The sequence below is a fragment of the Aquaspirillum soli genome, assembly GCF_054781915.1.
Map to the genome: position 1 here is coordinate 323,844 of NZ_BAAGTM010000001.1, position 21,264 is coordinate 345,107.

Consider the following 21,264-nt stretch of genomic DNA (forward strand, 5'->3'; position numbering starts at 1 on the left):
CGCCAAAACTGCTTTAAGAAGATTTACGTACGCGGAGGTACCATTCACATAATAGCCGGACCTGTTTTGGTGTATAACCCTTGGTTACCATGCGATTGACAAAATCTTCGTGTTTTTTCACATCTTCTACGCTTGCCTTGCTATTAAAGCTAATCACAGGTAGCAGTTCTTCTGTATTCGAGAACATTTTCTTCTCGATAACCTGCCGTAATTTTTCGTAACTTGTCCAATGTGGATTTTGTCCAGCGTTGTTTGCGCGTGCTCGCAAAACAAAGTTAACGATCTCATTACGGAAGTCTTTTGGATTAGAAATCCCTGCTGGTTTTTCAATTTTCTCTAATTCGCTATTGAGCGAATTACGGTCGAAAATCTCTCCTGTGTCTGGGTCGCGATACTCTTGGTCTTGAATCCAGTAATCAGCAAAGGTGACATAGCGATCAAAGATATTTTGACCATACTCAGAGTAACTTTCTAGATACGCCTTTTGAATTTCTTTGCCAATAAATTCCACATATTTTGGCGCTAAGTATTCTTTCAAAAAGGTTAAATACTTTTGCTCTACTTCTTGTGGAAATTGCTCACGTTCAATTTGTTGTTCTAGCACATACAACAAATGAACAGGATTCGCTGCCACCTCGGCGTGATCGAAGTTAAAAACACGCGACAAAATTTTGTAAGCGAAACGAGTGGATAAGCCAGTCATCCCCTCATCAACCCCAGCAAAATCCCGATATTCCTGAATCGACTTTGCTTTTGGGTCGGTATCTTTTAGGTTGTCTCCATCGTACACCAGCATTTTGCTAAATAAGTTTGAATTCTCCGGTTCTTTTAGCCGTGACAGAATGGCAAATTGCGCCATCATTTTTAAGGTGCCGGGGGCGCATGGAGCTTGGGTAAGTGAGGAGTGCCGAATCAGTTTTTCGTAAATCTTGATTTCATCACTGACGCGTAGGCAATAAGGCACTTTGACAATATAAATACGATCCAAAAAGGCTTCGTTATTTTTATTGTTACGGAATTGCTTCCATTCCGATTCATTCGAGTGTGCCAGAACAATCCCATCAAATGGAATCGCCCCAAATCCTTCAGTCCCTTTGAAATTGCCTTCTTGTGTGGCTGTTAGTAGGGGGTGTAACACCTTAATCGGTGCTTTGAACATTTCAACAAATTCAAGCAAACCTTGGTTGGCCAAGCACAGTCCACCCGAATAGCTATAAGCATCGGGGTCGTCTTGTGCATATTTTTCCAACTTACGGATATCGACTTTACCAACTAAAGACGAGATATCTTGGTTGTTTTCGTCCCCAGGTTCTGTTTTTGCAACGGCCAATTGTTTTAAAACCGATGGGTAGCGTTTCACCACACGGAATTGATTGATGTCACCATTGAATTCGTGTAGTCGTTTGACTGCCCAAGGGCTGGGAATGGTGCGCAGGTAGCGGCGGGGAATACCATATTCCTCCTCCAATAAGGCACCGTCTTCTTGATCGCTAAATAAACCCAGTGGAGATTCATTGACTGGGCTACCTTTCAGACAATAGAACGGAACATGTTGGACTAACTCTTTTAGCTTTTCAGCAATTGAGGATTTACCACCACCGACTGGCCCGAGCAGATAAAGAATTTGTTTTTTCTCTTCTAAGCCTTGGGCTGCGTGCCGGAAATAGGCCACGACTTGTTCGATGGCTTCTTCCATGCCATAGAATTCGCGAAAAGCGGGATAGAGTTTGATGATTTTGTTGGCAAAGATGCGTGACAGGCGTGGGTCATTGCGTGTGTCGAGCAGCTCTGGTTGCCCAATGGCAGTCAACATCCGTTCTGCTGCAGTGGCGTACGCGCTGGGATCGTTTTTGCAAATCTCCAGATACTCCTGCAAGGAGAACTCTTCTTCACGCGACTTATCGTATCGGGCAGAGAAACGACTAAAGATATCGGCATTCATCATGGTGCTCCTTCGTAAGGCCAATGGGCGGTGTGATGTCAACGGGCCGCACTTTTGGTATAGCACAATAAATTTCGCCGACAGGCTAAAAAATGAATAAATTGTATGCTTTTAGATTTTTAGGGGCAAAAAACAGCAAGAGGCAGGAAAGATTGAGAGGAAACAGACCAGCTAATACTCAGTAATACGGTAATACTTCGACGATACTGACACCAATTTCATACAGATCGCCCCGTTCGAGTCGTTCGCACCGTTTGACTTCAACTCGTGCTCGTAGCGGTTCTGCTGCACGGCCACCGATGGATGGTGGCATCACAATCACTTCGAGTTGTTCTTCAAAACGAGGGACATACGTGCAAAACAACGCCATCCCTCCGGCACTGACATTAAAGCAGCGTGCTTCAAAAGTCTCTTGAGTCAACAACACACGCACTTGTGCTGGACAATGGGCAGGAACGCGAAGTTCCCCTCGGCGATCGCGATGGCGTTCAAAGGCGCTCACGTGCTAATGCTCCAGATAAAAAGGCATTTAACCAAAATAGGCCTGTGATGGTTTTGCTATCACTGATTGTGGCTTGTAGGGCGAGTTGTTGCAGTGTCTCGATGGGGTAACGTTTGACGTTCACAAACTCTCCCTCATCCAAATTTTGTCCGACCCACGTTAAGTCTTCTGCGACGAAATAAACGATTCGCTCATTGGAATAACCAATGCAGGGATGTGCTTCACCGAGGGCATACCACCTAGCGGCTTGATAGCCCGTTTCTTCTTGTAACTCTCGTTGTGCCGTGGCGAGTGGCGTTTCTCCCGCGTCGATCTTTCCGGCAGGGACTTCGAGAAAAGTACGGCGTAGGGGATAACGAAACTGCTCGACCAGCAAGACCGTATCTGGCTCAGGTAAGGCAAACACTGCCACGGCACCGGGATGTTCAAGGTATTCGCGTTCAGCATGTTGACCATTGGGAAGCACGACCGTATCGCGTTTAAGGGTCAAAAAATGTCCTTGGGCAAGGATGGATGAAGTCAGCGTTTGTTCAGCGAGCTGCACGTTGCACCTTTCGACGATGCCATAAATACACGATAAACCCCCGCCACGCGATGATGACTAATAGATAACCGACAACGGCGAATGACAAACCCAAGGCCGGCAAGCCTACCAATAAAGCAGGGCCTAAAGAAACCGCCCAATCTACCATTTGTGCCAGCCAACTGCCAAATGTGGCGAGTGAAAAATCGGGTGCCATGCTGATATTGGCTTGTGTATCAGTGCCTAATAGCCATGCGCCATAGCGATAGGCTAATAGATATAATGGCACGATAGTCAGTGGGTTGGTGTAGAGCGTCACAAATAAAGTAAGCGGTAAATTTGCTCGCAATAACAAGGCCATAACCCCGCCGGTTAACATCTGTGTTGGCCCCGGCATCAGACCCGCGAACAAGCCAATCGCCACTGCCCGCGCCATATTGCGGCGGTGTAACGTCCAAAGATAATGGCCTGCTAACCAAGGCTGCATCCAGCGTAAATAGCGATTTTGTGAAATATGTTCTGAACTAGGAAGATTGGCTTTTAACCATTTGCGGGACATGAACTGTTTTCCTCTTGGCGCGTCGTAGCTCTGAAGTGGTGCCGTGACGCAGATTTTTCGATGTTGTTCAAGCCACTTTTTCGTTGCGTTGTTGCCATGCAACAAACAACCGTTCCAAACAATCGTTTGAAAAATCGTTGCGTTCTACAAAAAAGGGCGATACGCTTCACCCCGTTGCTTAACTGCTAACAGGACGACACAGTCCTGACCCACGGATCGGAGAAACATCATGCCTGCTTACAAAGCCCCCCTGCGCGATTTCGACTTTGTCCTCAACGAGTTGATTGAAGTCCAAAATATCATTCCAACCTTGCCTGGCTATGAAGAAGCCACTGCCGATGTATTTGCCTCTTATCTCGAGGCTGGCGCCAAGTTTTGTGAAAATGAATTAGCACCCATCAACCGCGCTGCCGACGAAGCCGGTTGTGTGTACGACCCTGCTACCAAATCGGTGACTACGCCTGCTGGTTTTAAAGAGGCCTATCAACAATTCTGCGAATTGGGCTTTACTGGCTTGGATTGTGATCCCGAATACGGCGGTCAAGGCATGCCAAAAACTCTCGGTTTCCCGATCATGGAAATGCAATGTTCTGCCAACGTTGCATGGTCGATGTACCCCGGTTTGAGTCATGGTGCCTACTCGGCTATCCATGCCCACGGTACCCCTGAACAAAAAGCCACTTATTTGCCTAAATTGGTTTCCGGTGAATGGACCGGCACCATGTGTTTGACCGAACCCCACTGCGGTACTGACTTGGGTTTATTAAAAACCCGCGCTGAACCTGCTGCAGATGGTAGCTATCTCATTACAGGGACCAAAATTTTTATCTCGGCAGGTGAACACGACTTATCCGACAATATCATTCACTTAGTATTGGCACGCTTGCCTGATTCCCCGAAAGATGTGAAGGGCATTTCGCTGTTTATTGTGCCGAAGTTTTTGATTAACGAAGATGGTTCGTTAGGTGAACGTAATCCGGTGAGCTGTGGTGCACTGGAACATAAAATGGGCATTAAAGCCAACGCCACTGCGGTGATTAACTTGGATGGTGCTAAAGGCTATCTGATTGGTGAAGTGAACAAAGGTTTGGCATGTATGTTCACCATGATGAACGCCGCACGTTTAGGGTGTGGTATGCAGGGCTTAGGTTTGGGTGAAGCTGCTTTCCAAGGTGCCTTGGCATACGCTAAAGAGCGTTTGCAAATGCGTGCTTTGAATGGGCCAAAAGCACCAGAAAAAGCTGCTGATCCAATCATCGTTCATCCTGATGTCCGCCGTATGTTGTTGACGCAAAAAGCATATACCGAAGCCGGCCGTGCCTTTACCGCCTTCTTGGCCTTGCAGTTGGACATTGAAGAAAAATCTCCCGATGCCGAAGCTCGCCAAGAGGCCGCAGATTTAGTGGCCTTGCTGACGCCAGTGGCAAAGGCTTTTATGACCGATAACGGTTATCTGGCAACCAATTTAGGGATGCAAGTGTTTGGTGGTCATGGTTTTATCCGCGAATGGGGGATGGAACAGTTGGTGCGTGATTGCCGTATCTCGCAAATTTATGAAGGTACCAACGGGATTCAAGCGATTGATTTGTTAGGCCGTAAGGTGTTGATGGATCAAGGGCAGAAATTGCGTAAATTTACTAAGCGCATCCACAAATTCTGCGAAGCAAACAGTGCCGACAGCCGCTTAACCCCATTCCTTGAGCCATTAAATGGTTTGAACAAGCAAATGGCTGAAATCACCATGCAAATTGGCATGGGGGCGATGATGAATAAAGATGAAGCTGGCGCGGCAGCCACAGATTATCTGCGTTTGGTGGGCCATCTGACGTATGGTTATTTCTGGGCATGGATGGCGAAAGTGGCGCTTGAGAAATTAGACGCTGGCAGCGCTGAGACTGGCTTCTATGAGGCGAAAGTGAAAACAGCACAATTCTATTTCAGCAAGTTGTTCCCTGAAATTCATAGCTTGATTGTGACCTTGAAAGCAGGTGCTAAGCCGTTGATGGACTTAGAAGAAGATCACTTTGCTTTCTAAGGTGTGATCTCTGTAGTGCAGTCAAATTGGGTGTGGCTCTACTTGAACAGCCTCTAGCGATAGAGGCTGTTTTTTTATGGGTGCGCTCAATAGGGCGCACCCATAAAAAAACCCGCACATTGTGCGGGTGAAGAGAGAGAAGCAGAAATCACTTACCTAACAACCGATTGACCAAGTCAATATATGCTTGCATCGCGCTATCTGAAGATTGGCCTTTTAACTTTTCCCAAGCATCGTATTTACTGCGATTGATGAAATCCATCATCCCTGGGCGTTCGCCACTGACATCACCGCTGCTGGCTTGTTTAAACAAGGCATACAGTTGTAACAGGGTTTGTGGGTCTGGCTTTTCTGCCAGTGTTTTCACATCGGCTTGAGCTTGGGCAAACAAAGAGGCCAAATCAGACATCGTATCTTTCCCTTGGTGGAAATCAGGAGATGGACTGATTGTGCCAGCCGTTATGGATGCTGTCAAACAGTCGTTTGATTATTTTTTCTGGCTCAACAATTTTTCAATATCTTCCGCCGGAATTGCGCCAGCAACCAACTTACCGCTTTCAAAAATCAACGCCGGTGTGCCCTGAATGCCCAATTTCTGGCCTAAGGCTTGAATCTCGGCCAGTGGTGTTTTGCAATCGCTGCTGCCACTGGTGGCTTGGTTATTGCGCATGGTTTGTGCCCACGCCTGTAGCTTATCTTTTGAACACCAAATTTGTGCCGATTTACGCATTGCATCCGGGTGTAATTGCTCTAATGGATAGAGAAAGGTGTAAATCGTGACATTATCGAGCTTGGCGAGGCCTTCTTTTTCTAACTTCTTGCAAAACGGGCAATCTGGATCAGAAAACACCGCGATTTTCCGCTGACCGTTACCACGTTTATCTTGAATGGCATGCTGGAGAGGTAAGGTTTTCCAATCAACACGGGACAGTTCTGCCACCCGTTCCTCGGTGAGGCTCACTCGACCTTCAATATCGATTAACTCACCAACAAACATGTGCGCAACTTTGGCATCGGTATAGACCACCTGCCGTCCAGCTAACACCACTTCATACACCCCACTGACTGGGCTGGCTTGCACCTGCACCACTTCACGTTGTGGAAACTTTTGGCTAAACAATTTTTTGACCGTTTGGCTTTCATCGGCCGCTTGCGCTTGGCAGGCGAGCAGGGTTGCGCTCAGGGTCAGTAACGTAGTGGTGCGCAAAAAGTGGCGGGGAATAGCAAACAAAATACACTCCTTAAAAGCCGATGGCGTAACGTGCCAACTGGCGTTTGACTGGGCCGATATGGTTGGTGAGGTTGAGTCCGGTGTTGCGTACCCAACGCGATAACGGTAGTTGGGTATGGAACAACTGATGCAGTGCATCACATCCAAGTTGCATTGCCAGCACGGCTTCACGGCGGGCACGTTCATAGCGCCGCAATAACAGCCATTCACCTACATCGCTGCCCTTGGCATTGCCCAATAAGCGTTCTAATTCGCGAGCATCACCAAACCCTAGGTTGACGCCTTGTCCGGCGAGCGGATGCACCGTGTGGGCGGCATCGCCAGCGAGTACTACCCGTTGGCTAATCATGTGTTCGGGTTGAATTAACCGCAGAGGGAAGGCTTGTGCGGGGGTGAGGGTGGTGAAATGCCCGAGGGCATGTTGGCCTGCGGCGGCAACTTTTTCGGCTAATGCTTCGGGGGATAATGACAGCAAGCTGTCGGGGTTGGCATGTGACCAAACTATCGAAATGCGTTGTTGTGGCAATGGCAACCACGCCAAAATGCTGTCACCGACAAACCATTGACGGGCAATATCACCATGTAAGTATTGACAATGGAAATTTGCCACGACGCCGGATTGACCATAGGGTTTGATTTTGGCCTTGATGCCAATTTGTTCACGAACCCATGAATTGGCACCATCACATCCAACCAGCAAAGCTGCTTCTAGCTGGCTACCGTCCTGCAGGGTAAGCAACACGCGATCTGGTTCGCGGACAAAGGCACTGACTTGAGCAGGGGTGTAAAGCGAAACCTCAGATACCAACAACTGCTGCCAAATACTGTGCAACAACCAACGGTTTTCGACAATCGATGCCAACCGTTTTTGTTTAGCGTCGTGGGCATCGAACATAATTTCGCCACCGTGATCGCCTTTTACCTGCATGGCGTGCACATTCCCCACTCGGTGTTCCTGTGGCCAAGCCCCTATTTGTTCTAACCATTGGCGATTGGCTGGGCTGATAGCGTAAATCCGCGCATCCCATTCGGTGTCATCATCGAGTGTAATCTGGCGTTCGCTTGGAGGATGCGGCTCAATCACGGCGACGTGTAATCCTTTGCGCGATAACGCTAACGCCAAGCTTGCACCGACCAACCCGCCACCCAGAATTACTACATCATAATGGGCTGTATTCATCGCTCAATACTCCAAGCCAAAGACTAATTTATGTGTAAATCGCTGTCGTAGTGGAGTCAGCATGTCCAAAGCAGAAAGCGCAATGCCACGCCCTAGACGGCTGATAGGATCGTGATGATCGAACAGACCGATTAGACTGTGAGTAAACGCAGTAATCGTTAGGCGGTCACGTTGACGTTGGCGTTGGTAGCGATGCAGCAATGCCGGTGCACCAATATCGCGAGCATGTGCCAATAAAGGTAATAAAGTATCTGCATCACGCAAGCCGAGGTTCAAGCCTTGTGCTGCCACTGGGTGTAAGGTTTGTGCTGCATTTCCCACTAACACCACTCGTCCGGCATGCAGTTTGTTCGCTAATTTTAAGCGCAGAGGAATGGCCTGCGGTGGGCTGACACAGGCAGCAAAACGCAGCTTATGACCACAAATTTGATGCAGCGCATCAAGAAACTCAGCTGGGGTGCTGTTAAGCAAGGCTTCCGCAGCGGCATGGCGGCGTGTCCACACTAACATCATCTCCGACCCCACCGGCAACAAGGCAAAAGGCCCACCTTCGGCAAAGCGTTCATAGGCAATGTGTTGGTGTTGATAACCCTCAGCGAGGGCTAAACGGCACAATAGGGCCGATTGTTCATAGTCATGAACATGATGATGCAAACTGGGAAGTTGCTGTAAGACGCTGCCGCCCTCGGCTGCGATCAATAATTTACTGGTCAACAGTTGTTGACCCTGTTCAGGGTGACGAATGGTTAAGCTGGCATACGCAGCAAGATTACCGATTTTTTCCCCACGCCACCCTTGAAACAAATGGATGGGCGCTTGGTTAAGTGCGTGTCCCACCGCTTGGTCGAGATCGTGATAGGCCATGGTATAGCCCAAGTCAGTCACACCAATATCGGCCCCACTGAGTAAAGTGCGGCCAAAGGCACCGGCTTGGCTGACATGGACTTGTTGAATCGCAGTCAGTTGCTTGACTGGAAGGGTGACACCGGCTTGTTGTAGTAAATCGACACTCAAACGTGAAAGCGCTAGAATCCGAGGATCTTGTGTCGTGCTGTCGGTTTTGACACGGCTGGCGCGAGCTTCAACAACGGCGACCCGCCGGCCTTGTTTTGCCAGTTGTAGGGCAATGACCGTCCCCACGGGGCCGGCGCCGACAATGATGGCATCAAAATCATGGCTGGTATTTTGCATGATGGGTTATCCCTTCGTGGTTGCCATCAATGTCTCAATCACCACCGGATCAGTCGGGACTTCCGCAGTCAATACTTCATGTCCCTGTTCGGTGATTAACACATCGTCTTCAATACGGATGCCGATATTGGCGAATTCAGTCGGTACACCGTCACCAGCGCGAATATATAAGCCGGGTTCGATGGTGGTTACCATCCCTGCTTGTAGCGGACGCCACACACCTTGTTGCTTATAGGCCCCGACATCATGGACATCTAGGCCCAGCCAATGGCCAATGCGGTGCATGTAAAACCGTTTATAACTTTCGTTTTCGATATTGCCGTCAACGCTGCCTTGTAATAAGCCTAAATCGATCAAGCCTTGTACCAAAATGGTGAGAGCCGCATTGGCTGGGGTGTCCCAACTTGCACCGACCTGACAGGCGGCAATCGCTGCTTGTTGGCTAGCCAACACAATATCGTACACCGCCCGTTGAGCTGGGGTGAACCGGCCATTGATCGGGAATGTTCGCGTAATATCACCAGCGTAACCGTGGTATTCACACCCCGCATCAATTAACAACAACTCACCATCGCGCAAGCGGTCACGGTTGCTGACATAGTGCAAAACGCAGGCATTTTTACCGCTGGCAACGATGGATTCATACGCTGGTGCACGTGCACCACTGGCAACAAAATGATGCAGTAACACTGCTTCGATTTCATATTCGTAGCGACCGGGGCGACTGGCTTGCATCGCAAGGCGGTGGGCTTGGGCTGAAATACGAGCGGCTTGGCGCAGTAAGGTGCGTTCGTGCTCATCCTTAAACAAACGCATTTCTGCCAATAAAGGCTGTAAGTCATGCAGCTGCGATGGGGCTTGAATGCCTAAACGTGCTTTGCTACGGACTTGGTCTAACCAATCTAACACTTGCCGGTCAAAACTGGCACATTGACCTAATGGGTAGTAAATCGCTGGTCGGTCTGCCAGATAGGTGGGCATCTGGTTGGCTAATTCTTCAATGGGGTGTGCTTCGTCAAAGGCAAATTCTTCCGCCGCTGCCGCAGGGCCATAGCGGAAACCATCCCAAATTTCACGTTCTTCGTGTTTGCTGCGACAAAACAAAATGCTTTTACCGGTACGGCCATCCAGTACCACCACCGCCTCGGGTTCGGTAAAACCGGTGAGATAGTAAAAATTGCTATCAAAGCGATAGGGGTAGTGGGCATCGGCATTGCGCTGGCGCTCTGGCGCTGTGGCCAACACCACCACACCATCGCCCACCTGCTGCAAGAGATGTTGTCGGCGATGAAGATAAACCGAGGCAGGATGGGCGATAGACATGGTATTTCTTTCTTGTTTAATTCAATCGACAATTAGGCTTGGTCAAACACGGCAGAGGTATAAACCTCTTGCACATCATCCAGACTTTCTAACGCATCTAAAAGTTTCTGCATTTTGACAGCATCATCACCTTCTAACACTGTGTCATTCTGTGCCCGCATGGTAACTTCGCCCATTTCAGCTTTAAAGCCAGCCTTTTCTAACGTCTCACGGATATTGACAAAGTCATACGGTGGCGTGATAACCTCTAACGAACCATCTTCATGGTTAATTACATCATCGGCACCGGCTTCTAACGCGGCTTCCATCAGCGCGTCTTCGTTGATGCCGGGGGCAAAGATAAGGTAACCACAATGGGTAAACTGGAAGGCGACACAGCCATCGGTGCCAAGATTGCCACCATGTTTGCTAAACGCATGGCGCACATCGGCTACGGTACGGGTTTTGTTGTCGGTCAGACAATCCACCATCACCGCTGCGCCACCAATGCCATAGCCTTCGTAGCGCATTTCTTCGTAGTTCACCCCTTCTAAATTGCCGGTACCACGATCAATTGCCCGTTGGATATTGTCCTTTGGCATATTGGCGTCGAGTGCTTTATCGACAGCCAAACGCAAGCGGGGATTGATGGCTGCATCACCCCCGCCCATTTTGGCGGCAACGGTAATCTCTTTAATCAAACGGGTGAAAATTTGTCCGCGTTTTGCATCCTGACGGCCTTTGCGGTGTTGGATATTGGCCCACTTAGAATGACCTGCCATGTTGTCCTCAAATGATTAGGAATACGATACGGCAGCCATTTTAGCACAGCGCCTTTTTTAGGCTGAAAGCGTCTGTGTGGGCACGATAATCGGCCGGTGCGGTGGTTGGGGATGAGGCAGTAACACCACCTCTTGTTGCCAAATAGCATGAATTTGCGAGGCGGTTAAACAACGCTGTGGTGGACCATAGGCGACTAAGCGGCCATTTTGTAATACCCCTACCGCATCCGCATAACGCATGGCTTGATTGAGATCGTGTAACACCATCACCACCCCAATTTGTTCTTGTTGGGCGAGCTGCTGACAATACTGTAACAACTGTTCTTGTGCGGCCAAATCGAGGGCGGCGCAGGGTTCATCTAACAACAAATAACGCGGTGTTGCATCCGAACAGCGCAGCTGTAACACCGCATGAGCGAATGCAACCTTAGCGCGTTCCCCTCCTGACAGATGTTGATGTGGACGTTGTCGGTGAGGGTATAAGTCTAATTCGGTTAATACACGTTCGATTTGTTGTGGTGTGGGTGGGCGGTGTTTGGCAAAAGTGGCTGTTTCCAATACTTCTGTCACTGTTAAACCAAGAATGGGGGTGGCGTCTTGCAACATCAGCGCGCGGTGTTGTGCCAGTGTTGCAGGGGAATAGGCGTTGAGGGGGCGTTGACGCAACGTCACACGGCCACGCGAGGGCGTCAACACCCCAGCAAGCAGGTGTAATAAACTCGATTTACCCGCCCCATTGCGCCCCAAAATGGCGGTCACTTGGCCAGTGTGCCATTCCCCGTCAATATCATGTAAACGTTGATCGAGACTCAAAGCATGGCAACTTAACATGGTCGTTGTTGTTGGCGTAGCAAGTAAAGAAAGAATGGCGCACCTGCGAGGCTGGTCATCGCGCCAACGGGCAAATCCAACGGAGGTGCACAGTATTGCGCCACTGTGTCAGCGGCTAAGGCAAGGCTTCCACCCGCGAGGGCAGCCAGCGGAATCAACTGGCGGTGATGTCCGATTCCACAGCGGCGGAGGATATGGGGCACCATCAGGCCGATAAAACCTACCATCCCTGTCATTGCAACCGCCCCTCCCACACCGCAAGCCACCACCAAATTAAGGGACTGTTGTTCTCGTTTAACATCCAAGCCGAGGGCGTAGGCTTGTGCCGAGCCCAATAGCAATACATTCAGCGCCGTAGCGCGGCGTAAAAAATACCCACACACCGCGACACTGATACCCCATAGCATGATGGCTTGGGGGAGTGAGGTATAGGCAAAACTGCCTAACAACCAGAATTGGATACTGCGTAACACCGGATCGGAAACCAGACTAAACAACACCGCTAAAATTGCACCGCTTAGGGCATTGATAGCGACACCGGCTAAGAGAAGAGACTGCGGTTGCTGTTGTTGGTTGAGAAACTGAGCCAACACATTGGCACCGAGCGCACCAGCAAAAGCAGCGATGGCAACCACGGCCGCTGGACTATGTAGGGCAATTGCAAAGGCCGCACCTAAACCCGCCCCACCTGCAACTCCCACCAACCCCGGGTCGGCCAGTGGGTTACGAAATTGGGCTTGCATGGCTGTGCCACACACCGCCAAGATCGCCCCGACACTGATCGCAGTCAGCAAACGTGGTAAACGTAGCTGCCACACAATGTCGGTGATGGCTTGCTGTGGCAGTGCGTCGGTATGGATAAGCAAGAGGTAGGCGCTGTTGATGCTCAATAACAACAATAAGCCGATGGCAAAACGCCTACCGCGTGATAAAGCCAACAATCAGCGCAAACCCAACACATCCTGCATATCAAATAAACCGTGGGGTTTATCTGCCAACCATTGCGCGGCACGGACAGCACCACTGGCAAAAGTCATGCGGCTAGAGGCTTTATGAGTGATTTCCACGCGCTCGCCAACAGTGGCAAACAACGCGGTGTGGTCGCCGACCACATCACCAGCGCGCACAGTGGCAAAGCCGATGGTATTTGGATCACGTTCACCCGTTACCCCTTCACGGCCATACACCGCACACGTTTTCAAATCGCGGCCTAAGGTATCGGCAATCACCTCGCCCATTCGCAATGCAGTACCCGACGGGGCATCGACTTTGTGGCGGTGATGGGCTTCGATGATTTCAATATCGTAGCCATCGTTTAATACCTTGGCTGCCATTTCCAATAATTTGAAAGTCAGATTGACCCCAACCGAGAAGTTCGGTGCAAAGACAATTCCAATCTGTTCGGCAGCAGCACGAATAGCGGCTTTACCGGCATCATCAAACCCAGTCGTGCCTAAAATAAGCTGAACCTGATGACGCTGACACGCTGCCAGATAGGTCAAACTGGCTTCGGGACGGGTAAAGTCGATCAGGACATCTGCCCCAGCTAACACAGCGTCGACATCATCAGAAATCAACACACCGCAAGGTTGACCAACCAACATCCCGGCATCGTGACCGATAAACTCGCTACCACAGCGCTCTAGCGCACCATGTAACACCGCGTCGGGGTGGCTAAATACCGCTTCAATCAGGGTCCGTCCCATGCGGCCACTGCTACCTGCAATCACAATACGACGTTGCATAAACAATTTTCTCACAGCTTAAAAAGAAAAATTACGACTGAGGGGTTGTGTCTTGACGTGTGCTATCAGGCAAAGCTTGCCCTTCGATTCGTTCCAAGACTTCACCTTTGAAGTACAACGTCAGGTGGGCCTTGCCAATCAGCTGATGTTTACGATAGTGCTGATAGGTGTAGTCCCAACGATTGGCATGGAACATATCTTTTAACAACGGTGTGCCGACAATCGCTTGTACCTGTTGTCGCGTCATACCGGGACGCAGTTTATCAACTTGGTCTTGCGTGATGGCATTACCCTGTTGGATATCGATGGCATGTGGTGATAACCAAGTGGGTAGCTGAGAGATACTGCAGCCGCCAAGTACAGCGGCAAGGCAAACAGAAAGTAAAATTCGCATGACAGTCCTGTGCAACAGCATGGGCGCCTGCCTGTGATTAGGCAACTGGCGGTGAAGGGCTGTATCATAACCGAATGATTTGACTTTGCGACACACTCGTTATGAACCCAGCACATCATCTTAAAGACATTGGTTTAAAAGCAACCGGCCCTCGGCTCAAAATTTTAAACCTTTTTGAAACCTCTGAACTGCGTCATATGTCGGCAGAAGATGTCTATCGTCAGTTACTGCTAGAAAATATCGACGTTGGTTTGGCCACGGTGTATCGAGTGCTGACCCAGTTTGAACAAGCTGGCATCTTAACTCGACATCATTTTGAGACCGGTAAAGCGGTGTATGAGCTCAATCAAGGCCATCATCACGATCATCTGGTTTGTGTGCAATGTGGCCGTGTCGTTGAGTTCTTTGACGCGGAGATTGAAGCTTTACAAGATAAAGTGGCCGCTAAACATGGCTTCCGCATTCAAGAACATGCCATGTATCTGTATGCAGAATGTACCAAGACCGACTGTGAGCACTTGCAACACAACGCGACATGATTCCGTTTTTGTCGCCTGAAGCGCCCTTCCCTTCGCCCGAACGGGCCCTAACACAGCCAAATGGTTTGTTGGCGGCGGGAGGGGCGCTGTCGCCTACGACTTTGCTACGCGCTTATCAGCAAGGCATTTTTCCTTGGTACTCTGCCGGTGAACCAATTCTTTGGTGGTCTCCCGATCCAAGAATGGTGCTGTATACCGATGAACTGCATCTGTCTCGTGCCTTGGTCAAGGTACGCCGTAACCGGCCGTGGCGGGTGACGTTTGACACTGACTTTCCGGCAGTGATGCGCGCTTGTGCAGCGATGCCACGCCCGGGACAAGATGGCACTTGGATTACACCGCAGATGATCGCGACTTATACCGAGTTGCATCGCCTTGGGTATGCCCATTCGGTAGAAACATGGATGGAGGGTGAACGCGTTGGTGGCCTGTATGGGGTGGCAATCGGGCGCATGTTTTACGGAGAATCGATGTTTTCATTGCGACCAGACGCATCTAAGCTAGCATTAGTGTGTCTGGCTGAGCATTTGCAACAAGCCGGTTTTTTGTTGATAGATTGTCAAATCTACACCCCACATTTAGCCCGTATGGGGGGGCGTTTAATCCCTCGGGCAAGTTTTTTGCAACATCTTGCGACTGCCACACAACAGGAAGCGCCTGCTGGCCTGTGGGAAAAGGAATTCGCTCATGACCCATCGTGCCCCTGATCGCTTAACCAGCCTACATTTTTATTCGACTGCACCCTATCCGTGTAGCTATCTGGACGACCATCTAGCACGTTCACAAGTGGCGGTGCCCAGCGATGGTATGGATGTCCACACCTATAGCCAACTGGTACGCAGTGGTTTTCGCCGCAGTGGCTATTTTATTTATCGGCCCTATTGTGATGACTGTGTGAAATGTATCTCGGTGCGGGTGCCGGTGGCAGAATTTGAACCCAGTCGTACCCAGCGCAAATTGTGGCGCCGGCATCAGCCGCTACAGGCCCAACTGCACAATCTGCATTTTGATGAAGAACATTATCAGCTCTACAACCGCTACCAACAGGCACGGCATGATGGCGGCAGCATGGCAGAAGACGATCGCCAACAATATAGCGATTTTATTCTCAAAAGCACGATGGAGAGCTGGTTAGCGACGTTTCGTGAGCCAGACCAAACCTTGCGTATGGTCAGTTTGATTGATCGCCTAGATGATGGCTTGTCAGCGGTCTATACCTTTTTCGATCCCCAGCCGACAAATGCAAGTTTTGGCACGTACAACGTACTGTGGCAAATCGAACTCTGCCGCCGCCTGCGCTTACCCTATCTCTATCTAGGGTATTGGGTGAAAGAGTGCCGGAAGATGGCTTATAAAACCAACTTCCAGCCATTAGAGCGCCTCAGTCAAGGCCGTTGGCAACGGCTAGAGGGATCGATTTAAGCCGTTGCGGGAGGTTGGCTGTCGGTTGTGGCCGCGTTAGCCGCCTGTGCTTCTGCTGCTGCTTTTGCCGCTTCGGCTTCGGCGCGGGCCTGTTGCCACATCGCACGCTGTTTTTGCCGTTTGGCTTCTAATTCAGCCAAGAAGGGGCGGGCAGCTTCGACACATTCGCTAACCAACACTGGGCCACGGAAAATCAAACCACTGTAGATTTGCACCAAGCTGGCACCGGCATCAATTTTTTCCCACGCATCTCCGCCGCGAGTAATGCCTCCGACCCCGATAATCGGCACCGCACCTTCGAGTTGTAACGCCAACTCGCGAATCACCAGTGTCGATTTGCTATTCAGCGGCGCCCCACTCATCCCGCCTTGCTGTTCTGCCCCCGGCAGGTGCATTAAACCATCACGAGATAAGGTGGTATTGGTGGCAATCACACCATCAATCCGATGTTCAATAAATAATTTCGCTATCCCTGCAATTGCCTCGGTGGTCAAATCGGGGGCAATTTTTACGACCAACGGCACATAACGGCCCGTCTGATCGGCCAACTCTAACTGACGCATTTTGAGCTGAGACAGCAACACCGATAAGGCTGCTTCATTTTGCAGATCGCGCAGACCTTTGGTATTCGGTGAAGAGATATTGATGGTGATATAACTTGCGTAAGGATATACCTTATTCATGCAAATCAGGTAGTCGTCCACCGCTGATTCAATCGGTGTGGTGGCATTTTTACCGATGTTAATCCCTAAAATACCGCGATAGCGGGTCTTTTTCAGGTTTTCCAGCAGCGCATCCACACCGTGATTATTAAATCCCATTCGGTTAATGATGGCATCTGCCCCCGGAAAGCGGAATAGACGCGGTTTATCGTTACCTGCCTGTGGTTTAGGGGTAACCGTACCGACTTCGATAAAGCCAAAACCAAGGCCGGCCAAGGCATCAATATACTCACCATTTTTATCCAAACCCGCGCCAATCCCCACTGGATTAGGAAAGGTCATCCCCATCACTTCAATCGGCAGCGGTGCCGGACGCGAGCCAAAGAGAGTATCAAGGCCATAGTTATTACAGACGCGCAGCCCATTGAGGCTGACTTCATGCGCTTGCTCAGGATCTAAACGAAACAGCAAGGGACGCAGCAAAGAATAAAGCATGCTCATTGCAATACAATCAAAAAAAAGAAAAGAGGTTATTCGCTGCGGTCAACGCTGCTAAGGGCATCAATGGGCACCGAGCTGTCATTGCGGCGGTCGAGCAGAATACTGATAGCGACACGGCGGTTTTTGGCGCGGCCTTCTGCGGTGTGATTGTCGGAAATCGGTCGTGTTTCAGCGCGGCCAATTGCCACTAAACGGGCAGGGGGGACACCACTTTCTTGGAACAGTCGCACAATACTGCCGGCGCGAGCCGCTGAAAGCTCCCAATTCGAAGGATAGAGGGCAGTGCTGATGGGAATATTGTCGGAAAACCCTTCGACCCGTACGGGATGATCGTCATTCGCAAGAATTTGCCCGACTTGCCCTAAAATATCCGCCGACATGCCGCGTGGCAGCGCGCGGCCCGATTCAAACAGCGCGCTGTCGTTGATTTCCACCGCGATTGAAAACTTATCTTGAGTGACTTTCACTTGGCCTGTTTTGACCAAGGGGTCGAGTGCCGCCAACAGCGCACGGTTTAGCCGTGCAATACGCTCTTGGCGTTCGATTTCCGTGTTGCTTTTGACATGCTCAGCGATGGTTTTCGGGTCTTCAATTGCCACCATCGAGTTAGCCGCCTGACCCGTTTGTTGCAACACCGTTGGTGTAATCGAACCATCACGAAACGCTGAAATCACCGCCGCTGACAGTTCTTTGTATTTGCCTTCGTTGACCGAGGAGATGGCATACATCACCACAAAGAACGCAAATAACAAGGTAACAAAGTCGGCATACGACACCATCCAACGTTCTAGGTTTTCGTGTTCTTCCGTGTTTTGACGACGGCGGGCCATGTTGGATCTCCTCAAGCAACGATTAACGCAATTGTGGGCTGAATAGCTGATTTAGATAGCTGTGCACACCACTGCTAAACTCAACACCAAAGCGCTTCGCAAAGCGATCCGCCAAATCACCACGAGGCGAAAAATCGACCACTTCTTCCGCTTTAATCACCTCTCGGGCCACCGATTGTACACTGCCATAGCCGTCTGCCAATCCAAGCGGAATACTTTGTTCACCCAACCACACCAGACCACTGAATAAATCAGGGTCGTTGCGTAAACGCTGGCCGCGACCTTGTTTCACCGCCTGAATAAACTGGTTGTGAATGCCATTTAACAGTTGTTGCCGCCATTGTTGATCGCTCTCTTTGCTTGGGGAAAACGGATCACCCAAGGCTTTGTTGTTGCCGGCGGTTTGCAAGCGACGTTCCACGCCTAATTTCGCCATGGCTTCAGTAAAGCCAAAGCCATCGGACAACACCCCGATCGAACCGATAATGCTGGCTTTATCAACGAAAATTTTATCAGCAGCACTGGCAATGTAATAACACCCCGAAGCACAGACTTCCTCAACTACCACATGCACTGGAATCTCGGGGTGTTTTTGTCGCTGGCGGCGGATTTCATCAAAGACACGGCCTGACAACACTGGACTGCCGCCCGGACTATTGGCTTGGATGATAATGCCTTTGGTGTTGCTGTCTTGATAGGCGCTGTCGAGCCCTTCAATCAGATAATCGGCGGTTTGGTTTTCGCTGGAAATGGCGCCTTCCAAACGAATCAGTGCCGTGTGGCCGTTGATGCTGCTGGCGAGGTGTTCTGGTTTGGTACCAAATAGACTGCTAAATACCAGCACAGCAATCAAACTTAGCCACACAAAACGAAAGAAAATTTGCCACCGACGGGCACGGCGTTGTTCGGTAACGGCAGCCAGCGCCACCCGTTCTAATACACTGCGTTCCCAATTTGGGTCATTCATCGCGAATTCTCTCCATTGCAAGCGGGCGGTACCAGATAGACTTGCCCATCACGTTCTTCAACCTTGACCGAGTGTAACCGGCTGCCACGGCATGGCCCTCGCACACATAATCCGGTGTCTGGTTGATAAGTCGCACCATGTAGCGCACAGATAAGATAGTGTTTTGATAAATCAAAAAAATCACCATCACGATAATCCATTTCAACCGGAATATGCCGACACTGATTTAAGTAGGCATACACATGGCCTTGATAGCGAATGGCAAAAGCAGCTTGTCCTGCGACTTCAAAGCGCATGCCAAGCCCACCCTCGCTTAGATTGTCGCTGCTGCAGAGCCACTGAGCCGAGGGCGTAGCCATTGGTCAAACTCAACAAAAGAAGAAAAACAAGCCAGTGGCTGTGTCTGTTGTAGGGCATCGGCAGGATGTGCACCAGAGGCAATACCAATACCGTGGGTGTTCGCGTGTTGGGCCATCAATAAATCATGTGTGGTATCACCAATCATCACCGTTTCTGTTGCATCAACCGCGAAATAAGCCATCAACTCTAACAACATCTGTGGATGAGGTTTAGATTGGCATTCGTCTACCGTCCGCGTGGCATGAAACACGCGGTCTAAGCCAGTGCTATTTAACACGCGATCCAATCCCATCCGGCTTTTCCCTGTGGCAACCGCCAGAAAAATATCTGGTTGTTGTTGGTAATGCGCCAAAGCGGCTTCCACGCCATCAAATAATGCCACTTCGGTATCGCGTGCCAAATAATGATGGCGATACGCTGCGACCATCTCAGCGTACTGTGTTGGTTTAAGTTCGGGGCAAGCATGTTGTAGTGCATCAACCAATCCCAACCCAATCACGTGGCTGGCGCGCTCACGGGAGGGAATGGGCAAGCCTAAATCTTGACAAGCGAGTTGAATCGAACGGGTGATGTGGGCGGTGGAGTCCATCAAGGTTCCATCCCAATCGAACACTACAAGGCGAAATTGAGAGGCAATCATGGCTGTAACTCGGTTAAAAAACGGCTTAAATCATCCGGTAGTGGCGCTTCTAGCACTAACGGCTCGTCGGTAAGCGGGTGTTTCAACTGCAGGCGAGCGGCATGGAGGAACATGCGCTTGAGGCCTTGTTTGGCTAACTGTTTGTTGAGAGAAAAATCACCATACTTATCATCCCCTGCTATCGGATAGCCAGAAGATTGCATGTGTACCCGAATTTGATGGGTTCGGCCGGTTTTTAACTGGGCTTCAACCAAAGTGAAATCGGCATACGGTTGCATAATGCGAAAACGAGTATGGGCGGCTTTGCCATCACTCTGTACCTGCACCCGCCGCTCACCATCTGGCAGCAAATACTTATGCAACGGTAAGGTTACATCTTTTAGCTTAGCGGGCCATTGACCACAGGCCAACGCCAAATAGCGTTTATCAATCCGTGGGCCACGCATCACTTCGTGCATTTTCACCAAACAACTGCGCTTTTTCGCAATCATCAACAAACCCGAAGTTTCACGGTCGAGGCGATGAATTAACTCTAAAAAGCGGCTTTCAGGGCGGGCTGAACGCAATTGTTCAATCACACCAAACGACACCCCTGAACCGCCATGCACAGCAACACCAGATGGCTTATTGATGACCAATAAAGCGTCATCCTCAAAGACCACGGTAAATTGTTGGGCTGGCGCGATAGGGCCAGTTTGGCTGCGTTCGGCCACGCGCACCGGCGGAATTCTGACAATATCGCCGGCCTGAAGGCGATAACTCGCATCAATCCGGCCTTTATTAACGCGGACTTCGCCGCTGCGGAGGATGCGATAGACATGACTTTTTGGCACCCCTTTGAGGTGGCGCAGTAAAAAGTTATCGATGCGTTGTCCGGCATCGTTGTCATCAAGTGTCAACAATGTGACAGAGTCTTTGCTTATGAGGGTCATCTTGCTTATACTTCGTTGGCTTTCGCTTGCCTTTGCCCTGTTGGCGCGGCAAAAAAGCAAACCGCGATCTGGCGGTTGGGGTGATGCACAATGATGCAAGAACTGCCGACACCTCGACACAAAGCCGGCGATGACAGAGTGGTTTTCCCTCCCGTTTCATCGACCTGATGCTTTGGCCTGCCAACTTCATTGTG

The 21,264-nt window shown here is 50.2% G+C and carries 24 protein-coding genes; 4 read left to right on the plus strand and 20 right to left on the minus strand.

What is annotated here, in order from left to right; translation table 11 throughout:
- Positions 1-13: 13 nt before the first annotated feature.
- The 4 genes from ACYVJG_RS01640 to ACYVJG_RS01655 all read right to left on the minus strand — a co-directional run bounded on the left by ACYVJG_RS01640 (position 14) and on the right by ACYVJG_RS01655 (position 3,526).
- Complete coding sequence (locus ACYVJG_RS01640) at positions 14-1,942, minus strand: PrkA family serine protein kinase (RefSeq protein WP_460429541.1); 1,929 nt, start codon at positions 1,940-1,942, stop codon at positions 14-16.
- 178 nt (positions 1,943-2,120) lie between these two features.
- Positions 2,121-2,444 carry a PilZ domain-containing protein gene (locus tag ACYVJG_RS01645; RefSeq protein WP_460429469.1) on the minus strand — a complete coding sequence of 108 codons (324 nt, stop codon included), beginning with the start codon at positions 2,442-2,444 and terminating at the stop codon, positions 2,121-2,123.
- Entirely contained in the window at positions 2,431-2,988 is a 558-nt protein-coding gene (locus tag ACYVJG_RS01650) for an NUDIX domain-containing protein (protein ID WP_460429470.1), read from the minus strand. The genes ACYVJG_RS01645 and ACYVJG_RS01650 overlap by 14 nt, the downstream gene beginning before the upstream one ends.
- Positions 2,975-3,526, minus strand: coding sequence for a DUF2062 domain-containing protein (locus tag ACYVJG_RS01655; RefSeq protein WP_460429471.1), 552 nt, complete (start codon positions 3,524-3,526; stop codon positions 2,975-2,977). The genes ACYVJG_RS01650 and ACYVJG_RS01655 overlap by 14 nt, the downstream gene beginning before the upstream one ends.
- A gap of 229 nt (positions 3,527-3,755) precedes the next feature.
- Here ACYVJG_RS01655 and ACYVJG_RS01660 point away from each other — a divergent pair, with 229 nt between their 5' ends.
- Positions 3,756-5,561, plus strand: coding sequence for an acyl-CoA dehydrogenase C-terminal domain-containing protein (locus tag ACYVJG_RS01660; protein WP_460429472.1), 1,806 nt, complete (start codon positions 3,756-3,758; stop codon positions 5,559-5,561).
- A gap of 148 nt (positions 5,562-5,709) precedes the next feature.
- On the opposite strand, the gene ACYVJG_RS01665 is transcribed toward ACYVJG_RS01660, so the two are convergent.
- From ACYVJG_RS01665 to ACYVJG_RS01710, 10 genes are all read right to left on the minus strand, one after another.
- Positions 5,710-5,970 (minus strand): acyl-CoA-binding protein, encoded by a 261-nt coding sequence (locus tag ACYVJG_RS01665; RefSeq protein WP_022653146.1) that lies wholly within the window; start codon positions 5,968-5,970, stop codon positions 5,710-5,712.
- 78 nt (positions 5,971-6,048) lie between these two features.
- Positions 6,049-6,792, minus strand: a complete 744-nt coding sequence (locus ACYVJG_RS01670) for a DsbC family protein (protein ID WP_460429473.1) — start codon at positions 6,790-6,792, stop codon at positions 6,049-6,051.
- Positions 6,793-6,802: 10 nt separating this feature from the next.
- Complete coding sequence (locus ACYVJG_RS01675; RefSeq protein ID WP_460429474.1) at positions 6,803-7,972, minus strand: UbiH/UbiF family hydroxylase; 1,170 nt, start codon at positions 7,970-7,972, stop codon at positions 6,803-6,805.
- A 3-nt stretch (positions 7,973-7,975) separates the two neighbouring features.
- On the minus strand, positions 7,976-9,163 hold the full coding sequence (locus tag ACYVJG_RS01680) for an FAD-dependent monooxygenase (protein ID WP_460429475.1): 1,188 nt from the start codon (positions 9,161-9,163) through the stop codon (positions 7,976-7,978).
- A gap of 6 nt (positions 9,164-9,169) precedes the next feature.
- Positions 9,170-10,486, minus strand: coding sequence for a Xaa-Pro aminopeptidase (gene pepP, locus ACYVJG_RS01685; RefSeq protein ID WP_460429476.1), 1,317 nt, complete (start codon positions 10,484-10,486; stop codon positions 9,170-9,172).
- 32 nt (positions 10,487-10,518) lie between these two features.
- Complete coding sequence (locus ACYVJG_RS01690) at positions 10,519-11,247, minus strand: YebC/PmpR family DNA-binding transcriptional regulator (RefSeq protein WP_460429477.1); 729 nt, start codon at positions 11,245-11,247, stop codon at positions 10,519-10,521.
- 57 nt (positions 11,248-11,304) lie between these two features.
- Positions 11,305-12,078: an ABC transporter ATP-binding protein gene (locus tag ACYVJG_RS01695; RefSeq protein ID WP_460429478.1), complete on the minus strand. Its 774-nt coding sequence runs from the start codon at positions 12,076-12,078 to the stop codon at positions 11,305-11,307.
- Positions 12,072-13,016: a FecCD family ABC transporter permease gene (locus ACYVJG_RS01700; RefSeq protein ID WP_460429479.1), complete on the minus strand. Its 945-nt coding sequence runs from the start codon at positions 13,014-13,016 to the stop codon at positions 12,072-12,074. The genes ACYVJG_RS01695 and ACYVJG_RS01700 overlap by 7 nt, the downstream gene beginning before the upstream one ends.
- 3 nt (positions 13,017-13,019) lie before the next feature.
- Positions 13,020-13,823: a 4-hydroxy-tetrahydrodipicolinate reductase gene (gene dapB / locus ACYVJG_RS01705; protein WP_460429480.1), complete on the minus strand. Its 804-nt coding sequence runs from the start codon at positions 13,821-13,823 to the stop codon at positions 13,020-13,022.
- A 31-nt stretch (positions 13,824-13,854) separates the two neighbouring features.
- On the minus strand, positions 13,855-14,217 hold the full coding sequence (locus ACYVJG_RS01710; protein WP_460429481.1) for an outer membrane protein assembly factor BamE: 363 nt from the start codon (positions 14,215-14,217) through the stop codon (positions 13,855-13,857).
- 101 nt (positions 14,218-14,318) lie between these two features.
- Between ACYVJG_RS01710 and fur the strand changes: the two genes are divergently transcribed.
- From fur to ACYVJG_RS01725, 3 genes are read left to right on the plus strand one after another with little or no spacing between them, the layout of a single operon-like run.
- Positions 14,319-14,756, plus strand: coding sequence for a ferric iron uptake transcriptional regulator (gene fur, locus ACYVJG_RS01715; protein WP_460429482.1), 438 nt, complete (start codon positions 14,319-14,321; stop codon positions 14,754-14,756).
- On the plus strand, positions 14,753-15,463 hold the full coding sequence (gene aat, locus ACYVJG_RS01720; protein ID WP_460429483.1) for a leucyl/phenylalanyl-tRNA--protein transferase: 711 nt from the start codon (positions 14,753-14,755) through the stop codon (positions 15,461-15,463). The genes fur and aat overlap by 4 nt, the downstream gene beginning before the upstream one ends.
- Complete coding sequence (locus ACYVJG_RS01725) at positions 15,444-16,178, plus strand: arginyltransferase (protein WP_460429484.1); 735 nt, start codon at positions 15,444-15,446, stop codon at positions 16,176-16,178. Before aat ends, ACYVJG_RS01725 begins: the two co-directional genes overlap by 20 nt.
- On the opposite strand, the gene ACYVJG_RS01730 is transcribed toward ACYVJG_RS01725, so the two are convergent.
- Genes ACYVJG_RS01730 through rluC form a run of 6 tightly spaced genes read right to left on the minus strand, consistent with a single transcriptional unit; the run spans position 16,175 to position 21,070 of the window.
- Positions 16,175-17,335 carry a quinone-dependent dihydroorotate dehydrogenase gene (locus tag ACYVJG_RS01730; RefSeq protein WP_460429485.1) on the minus strand — a complete coding sequence of 387 codons (1,161 nt, stop codon included), beginning with the start codon at positions 17,333-17,335 and terminating at the stop codon, positions 16,175-16,177. The two genes, ACYVJG_RS01725 and ACYVJG_RS01730, sit on opposite strands and share 4 nt — an antisense overlap.
- A 35-nt stretch (positions 17,336-17,370) precedes the next feature.
- Positions 17,371-18,171 (minus strand): flagellar motor protein MotD, encoded by an 801-nt coding sequence (gene motD, locus ACYVJG_RS01735; RefSeq protein ID WP_460429486.1) that lies wholly within the window; start codon positions 18,169-18,171, stop codon positions 17,371-17,373.
- A 22-nt stretch (positions 18,172-18,193) separates the two neighbouring features.
- The gene (locus ACYVJG_RS01740; protein WP_460429487.1) at positions 18,194-19,138 is read right to left on the minus strand and encodes a S49 family peptidase; all 945 of its coding nucleotides are present in this window, start codon (positions 19,136-19,138) and stop codon (positions 18,194-18,196) included.
- A complete protein-coding gene (locus ACYVJG_RS01745) occupies positions 19,135-19,434 on the minus strand; it encodes a Rieske (2Fe-2S) protein (protein WP_460429488.1) in 300 nt (99 codons plus the stop codon). The genes ACYVJG_RS01740 and ACYVJG_RS01745 overlap by 4 nt, the downstream gene beginning before the upstream one ends.
- Before the next feature lie 17 nt (positions 19,435-19,451).
- Complete coding sequence (locus ACYVJG_RS01750) at positions 19,452-20,138, minus strand: HAD family hydrolase (protein ID WP_460429489.1); 687 nt, start codon at positions 20,136-20,138, stop codon at positions 19,452-19,454.
- On the minus strand, positions 20,135-21,070 hold the full coding sequence (gene rluC / locus ACYVJG_RS01755; RefSeq protein WP_460429490.1) for a 23S rRNA pseudouridine(955/2504/2580) synthase RluC: 936 nt from the start codon (positions 21,068-21,070) through the stop codon (positions 20,135-20,137). The genes ACYVJG_RS01750 and rluC overlap by 4 nt, the downstream gene beginning before the upstream one ends.
- Positions 21,071-21,264 lie beyond the last annotated feature (194 nt).

Excerpts from the sequence above, each read along its gene's own strand:
- pepP (WP_460429476.1), bottom strand. The coding sequence starts at position 10,486 with ATGTCTATCGCCCATCCTGCCTCGGTTTATCTTCATCGCCGACAACAT.
- ACYVJG_RS01660 (WP_460429472.1), top strand. The coding sequence starts at position 3,756 with ATGCCTGCTTACAAAGCCCCCCTGCGCGATTTCGACTTTGTCCTCAAC.
- ACYVJG_RS01690 (WP_460429477.1), bottom strand. The coding sequence starts at position 11,247 with ATGGCAGGTCATTCTAAGTGGGCCAATATCCAACACCGCAAAGGCCGT.
- ACYVJG_RS01665 (WP_022653146.1), bottom strand. The coding sequence starts at position 5,970 with ATGTCTGATTTGGCCTCTTTGTTTGCCCAAGCTCAAGCCGATGTGAAA.
- ACYVJG_RS01745 (WP_460429488.1), bottom strand. The coding sequence starts at position 19,434 with ATGCGCTTTGAAGTCGCAGGACAAGCTGCTTTTGCCATTCGCTATCAA.
- rluC (WP_460429490.1), bottom strand. The coding sequence starts at position 21,070 with ATGACCCTCATAAGCAAAGACTCTGTCACATTGTTGACACTTGATGAC.
- ACYVJG_RS01750 (WP_460429489.1), bottom strand. The coding sequence starts at position 20,138 with ATGATTGCCTCTCAATTTCGCCTTGTAGTGTTCGATTGGGATGGAACC.
- aat (WP_460429483.1), top strand. The coding sequence starts at position 14,753 with ATGATTCCGTTTTTGTCGCCTGAAGCGCCCTTCCCTTCGCCCGAACGG.
- ACYVJG_RS01675 (WP_460429474.1), bottom strand. The coding sequence starts at position 7,972 with ATGAATACAGCCCATTATGATGTAGTAATTCTGGGTGGCGGGTTGGTC.
- ACYVJG_RS01730 (WP_460429485.1), bottom strand. The coding sequence starts at position 17,335 with ATGCTTTATTCTTTGCTGCGTCCCTTGCTGTTTCGTTTAGATCCTGAG.
- ACYVJG_RS01725 (WP_460429484.1), top strand. The coding sequence starts at position 15,444 with ATGACCCATCGTGCCCCTGATCGCTTAACCAGCCTACATTTTTATTCG.
- ACYVJG_RS01680 (WP_460429475.1), bottom strand. The coding sequence starts at position 9,163 with ATGCAAAATACCAGCCATGATTTTGATGCCATCATTGTCGGCGCCGGC.
- ACYVJG_RS01640 (WP_460429541.1), bottom strand. The coding sequence starts at position 1,942 with ATGAATGCCGATATCTTTAGTCGTTTCTCTGCCCGATACGATAAGTCG.
- ACYVJG_RS01655 (WP_460429471.1), bottom strand. The coding sequence starts at position 3,526 with ATGTCCCGCAAATGGTTAAAAGCCAATCTTCCTAGTTCAGAACATATT.
- dapB (WP_460429480.1), bottom strand. The coding sequence starts at position 13,823 with ATGCAACGTCGTATTGTGATTGCAGGTAGCAGTGGCCGCATGGGACGG.
- motD (WP_460429486.1), bottom strand. The coding sequence starts at position 18,171 with ATGGCCCGCCGTCGTCAAAACACGGAAGAACACGAAAACCTAGAACGT.
- ACYVJG_RS01695 (WP_460429478.1), bottom strand. The coding sequence starts at position 12,078 with ATGTTAAGTTGCCATGCTTTGAGTCTCGATCAACGTTTACATGATATT.
- ACYVJG_RS01740 (WP_460429487.1), bottom strand. The coding sequence starts at position 19,138 with ATGAATGACCCAAATTGGGAACGCAGTGTATTAGAACGGGTGGCGCTG.
- ACYVJG_RS01710 (WP_460429481.1), bottom strand. The coding sequence starts at position 14,217 with ATGCGAATTTTACTTTCTGTTTGCCTTGCCGCTGTACTTGGCGGCTGC.
- fur (WP_460429482.1), top strand. The coding sequence starts at position 14,319 with ATGAACCCAGCACATCATCTTAAAGACATTGGTTTAAAAGCAACCGGC.